The 1,420-nt window shown below is 32.4% G+C and carries 3 protein-coding genes; all 3 read right to left on the bottom strand.

Annotated elements, in window-relative coordinates:
• Window positions 1–189 precede the first annotated feature (189 nt).
• Window positions 190–369 (bottom strand): DUF8096 family protein, encoded by a 180-nt coding sequence (locus tag FOT98_RS33190; RefSeq protein ID WP_000428650.1) that lies wholly within the window; start codon window positions 367–369, stop codon window positions 190–192.
• Window positions 370–560: 191 nt separating this feature from the next.
• A complete protein-coding gene (locus tag FOT98_RS30590) occupies window positions 561–791 on the bottom strand; it encodes a hypothetical protein (protein WP_001288776.1) in 231 nt (76 codons plus the stop codon).
• 138 nt (window positions 792–929) lie between these two features.
• On the bottom strand, window positions 930–1,420 hold a 491-nt coding region (locus tag FOT98_RS30585), incomplete at its 5' end, for a D-glycero-alpha-D-manno-heptose-1,7-bisphosphate 7-phosphatase (RefSeq protein WP_144291238.1).

The raw sequence follows: 1,420 nt of genomic DNA, 5'->3' as shown, positions 1-1,420 counted from the left end.
ATATTTGTGATTGTAAAATGATGTTATTAAAATTAAAGTGGTTCAAGTCAGAGGAAGGCACCTTAGGTGTCTTTTCTTTATTAAAATATGTATTTTAACAAAGCTTTAATACTTATGTATTAGATAATAATATTATTTAGTAAACGGCATTTTTGGATATAAGAGCCAATAAAAAAAGCCCTAACAGGGCTAAATAATTTTCTTCATACCACATTGACGACATTCTCTTAGAAAGATGAAATCTTTAACGGAACTCTTGAACGCGGTATTGCCACAGTTATCGCAACGGCCGCTAATCTTATCTGGCAGCTCTTTGTATGTGTATATTTTACTTAGATCGTAGTGTTGTTCAGGTTGTTTATTTTCCATTCGTTTCACCCACATAGCAATTTGAATTAGTATAGCTAAACCATAATAACACGAAGTGTCCGCATAGTGGATGCTTTTTATTTTTTAAAGGATGTTTGTCCCAGCAGAACCCTATAGAAAAAGCTCCCACAATTAAAATGAGAGCTAACTTCATGCAAAAAATGTTTAAAAATAATATAGTACTTTACGAACTATGAAATAAAACTTTCCTTAATCCTTGCTTTAGAACCGTATAGATTTTTTCTTCTCAATAAATCTACCGTTAAGTTTTCCATTAAAACAAATTCTCCATTGATTAGTAATTCTGCTAATTCTATTGGATACTCGTTTGAACCTTCATCTAAAACCAACCCTTTATTTCCCGAAAGAAATATATAACCATAAATATACCCTTCTCTTTTTCCTGATTGAAATTCACTCATTGTAAAATACCTCCTTATATCTATTTATATATCTAAAATTATTATTTTAATGCATTGCTTTATTTTTCGACCAGTGGAATTAAACATCTTTATTGTTACTAATCACCACTTGTTAAAATTTTACCTTCATAAAAAATATTAAAAAATGTTTTCAAGTGCTACATTAAGCAAAGAAGGAAATTTATAATTCGCTTGTGTTTCCTCCAAAGAATCAGCAATTCGAATTGTTCTTGTTCCAGCCTTCTTCCCTGCACATATATCGGTTTCTTGGTCACCAATCATATAACTACTCGCTAAATCAATATCGTGCCTTTGAGCTAACTGCAGCAGCATACCAGCCTCTGGTTTTCTACAGGGACACCCATCTTTTGGCCGATGGATACAGGCAACAAATTCATGTATATGAGCATCGACGTTTTCATTAATTAATTTTTCTTGCATATGTTCATGTATTTCTAAGAGCTCTTCTTGAGTCATATAACCCAATCCGACGCCCGCTTGATTTGTTGTTACTAGGACCATATATCCCTTTCTATTAAATATAGCAATTGCGTCAGCTGCACCAGGTAGCAGGTAAATATCTTCTGGTTTATTTACAAATCTAACACGATCTGTAAGTACTTCATAAA

The organism is Bacillus sp. HY001 (genome assembly GCF_007558965.1).
Classification (GTDB): Bacteria; Bacillota; Bacilli; order Bacillales; family Bacillaceae_G; genus Bacillus_A; species Bacillus_A mobilis.
This window is presented reverse-complemented; position numbering and strand designations above follow the sequence as displayed.

Bases quoted from the DNA above. Each gene is read 5' to 3' on its own strand.
- FOT98_RS30590 (WP_001288776.1), bottom strand. From the start codon at position 791: ATGAGTGAATTTCAATCAGGAAAAAGAGAAGGGTATATTTATGGTTAT.
- FOT98_RS33190 (WP_000428650.1), bottom strand. From the start codon at position 369: ATGGAAAATAAACAACCTGAACAACACTACGATCTAAGTAAAATATAC.